Annotated in this window: 3 protein-coding genes; 2 read left to right on the top strand and 1 reads right to left on the bottom strand. The window is 74.1% G+C overall.

From position 1 onward, the window contains the following. Positions 1-232 (bottom strand): gamma-glutamyltransferase (locus tag H5J29_RS27740; protein ID WP_181783941.1); only part of this gene is annotated, 232 nt, incomplete at its 3' end. 191 nt (positions 233-423) lie between these two features. Here H5J29_RS27740 and H5J29_RS27735 point away from each other — a divergent pair. Further along, complete coding sequence (locus H5J29_RS27735) at positions 424-1,308, top strand: serine protein kinase RIO (protein WP_181783940.1); 885 nt, start codon at positions 424-426, stop codon at positions 1,306-1,308. 370 nt (positions 1,309-1,678) lie between these two features. Then, the coding region (locus tag H5J29_RS27730) for a DEAD/DEAH box helicase (protein ID WP_181783939.1) at positions 1,679-2,838 on the top strand (1,160 nt) is incomplete at its 3' end.

The raw sequence follows: 2,838 nt of genomic DNA, 5'->3' as shown, positions 1-2,838 counted from the left end.
TCACCTTCGGGTCCCGGCCGCCGGGAGCGACCATCGCCACGAGGTCCCCACCCGGTCCGTTCAGGTGGGGCTCCACGACCTGCAGCACGAAGCCGCCCGCCACGGCGGCGTCGACCGCGGTGCCGCCGCGTTCCAGCACGGACTGCGCCGTGGCCGTCGCGAGCCAGTGGGTGGAGGCGGACATGCCGAACGACCCGCGCAGGGTCGGGCGGGTCGTCTCGGATCCCGTCATCGGCCGACGGTATCCGGTTTAATCGCTGGACCCCCGCGCTACCGTGGTGGCTGAGACGTGGAGAGAAGGTGTGCCAGGTATGACGACCGCCGCCCGGGTGGCGGCGCGCTCCGGCGCGCCCCTCGGCCACCGCACCCCGCGCTGAGGTCCTCGCGTGGGGTGAACACCCCACGTCCAGGAGACACCCTTCAATGCGCGAGCGCATCCCCCGTCGCCGTCCCCGTTTCGACGACGACGAACCCGTACGTGCCGTACCGCGGCCCGACTACGCCGTGGACGGCCGGGCCGACACCGACATCGACGGCCCTCCCGAGGGCGACCGCTGGTCCACCTGGACCGGCGCCCAGCACGGCCCCGTCCCCCGCCCGGACTGGGTCGTGACCGCCCACGCCGCGGTCGACACCGACCTCGGCGTGCTCAAGACCGGCAAGGAGGCCGACGTCCACCTGCTCCAGCGGGCCGTCCCCGACTCGCCGGGCATGCTCGTGGCGGCCAAGCGGTACCGCACCGCCGAGCACCGGATGTTCCACCGGGACGCCGGTTACCAGGAGGGCCGCCGGGTCCGCCGGTCCCGCGAGACGCGGGCCATGGCGAACCGGACCGCCTTCGGCCGCGACCTGCTCTCCGGGCAGTGGGCGGCCGCGGAGTTCGCGGCGCTGGGCACGCTGTGGTCCGCGGGACTGCCCGTCCCCTACCCCGTCCAGCTCGACGGCACGGAGCTGCTGCTCGAGTTCGTCGGGCACGGGGAGCAGACGGCCCCGCGGCTCGCGCAGGTCCGCCCGACTCCCGCGGAGCTGGCGGACCTGTGGGCCCAGCTCGGCGAGGCCCTGCACGGCCTCGCCCGGCTCGGCTGGGCCCACGGCGACCTGTCCGCCTACAACCTGCTCGTCCACGACGGCAGGCTGGTCCTGATCGACCTCCCGCAGGTCGTGGACCTGGTCGGGAACCCGCACGGCGCCGAGTTCCTGGTCCGCGACGTCCGGCGGGTCGCGGAGTGGTTCACCGCCCGCGGCGGGGACCCGGAGGCCGGCGAGCACCTGTTCCACTCCCTGGTGGCGGAGGCAGGCCTCGGCTGACCAGGAGCGAACGGCACTCTCGCTCACACCTACTGAGCGAGAGTGCCGTTCGGGCGGTCGAGCGGAGATCACAGGGAGTGGGCGACGGTCGGCGGAGGGCGTCCCGTAGAGTGGGTTGCGAACGACCGGGCCCACCGTGCCCGGCGTACCTGTACTCACCCGTCGGGCGCACTCCCCATCCGCGCCCGGGCTCGTCCCGAGGTTCCGGCCGCGCAACGTCGCCGTGTCGCTCCGTGTGACGTGCCATCGTCCCGGAGGTCTCGTGACCAGTCCGTCCCGCCGTCCTGCCCGTCGCCGTCCCACCGGTGGTGGTAGCGCTCCGCGCCGCCGCACCGGCGGCGGCGCCCCGCAGCGCGCACTCAGCTCCGTCATGCCGGAGGAGGTCCTCTGGACCGCCCCCGCCACGGGGCTGCCCTCCTTCGCCGAGCTCGGCCTGCCCGAGCCCGTGCTCCGCGCCCTGACCGCCGAGGGCTTCACCGAGCCGCGGCCGATCCAGGCCGCCACCCTGCCCGAGACCCTGAAGGGCCGCGACCTGCTCGGCCGCGGCCAGACCGGTTCCGGCAAGACCCTCGCCTTCGGCCTCGCCCTGATCTCCCGGCTCGCGGGCGCCCACGCCGAGCCCCGCCGCCCGCGCGGCCTCGTGCTCGTGCCGACCCGCGAGCTCTCGCAGCAGGTCATGGACGCGATCCAGCCGTTCGCCAAGGCCCTGCACCTGACCGTGGCGTCGGTCGTCGGCGGCATGTCGATGAACCGCCAGATCGACGTGCTGCGCCGCGGCGTCGACCTGCTCGTCGCCACGCCCGGCAGGCTCACCGACCACGTCAACGAGGGCACCTGCGACCTCTCCGCCGTCGAGGTCACGGCCATCGACGAGGCGGACCGCATGTCGGACATGGGGTTCCTGCCGCAGGTCAAGCGGATCCTCGACCGCACCCCGGCCGACGGCCAGCGGCTGCTGTTCTCCGCCACCCTCGACAACGAGGTGGCCACCCTGGTCGACCGCTACCTGCACGACCCGATCACCCGGGCCGTCGCCTCCTCCACCGCGCCGGTGGAGACCATGGACCACCACCTGCTGCTGGTGGACCGGGACCACAAGAACCAGATCGTGCAGGAGATCGCCGCCCGAGACGGTCGCACGCTCTTCTTCGTGCGCACCAAGCACGGCGCCGACCGCGTGGTGAAGCAGCTGCGGCGGATGGGCGTGCAGGCCAGCGCGCTGCACGGCGGCAAGGCGCAGAACGCCCGCAACCGGGCGATCGACGCGTTCAAGGACGGCAGCATCCCCGTCCTCGTCGCCACGGACGTCGCGGCCCGCGGCATCCACGTCGACGACGTCAGCCTCGTCGTGCACGTCGACCCGCCCGCCGACCCGAAGGACTACCTGCACCGCGCGGGCCGCACCGCCCGCGGTGGCGAGTCCGGTGTCGTGGTCACGCTGGTGACCCCGGAGGAGCGCAGGGACGTCGACACCCTGATGCGCCAGGCCGGCGTCCGGCCGGAGATCAACCAGGCCCGGCCCGGCTCCGC

Source organism: Pseudonocardia pini (assembly GCF_013870575.1).
Lineage (GTDB): Bacteria > Actinomycetota > Actinomycetes > Mycobacteriales > Pseudonocardiaceae > Pseudonocardia > Pseudonocardia pini.
The sequence above is the reverse complement of the archived record's forward strand: the minus strand, read 5'-3'. Positions and strand labels throughout refer to the sequence as shown.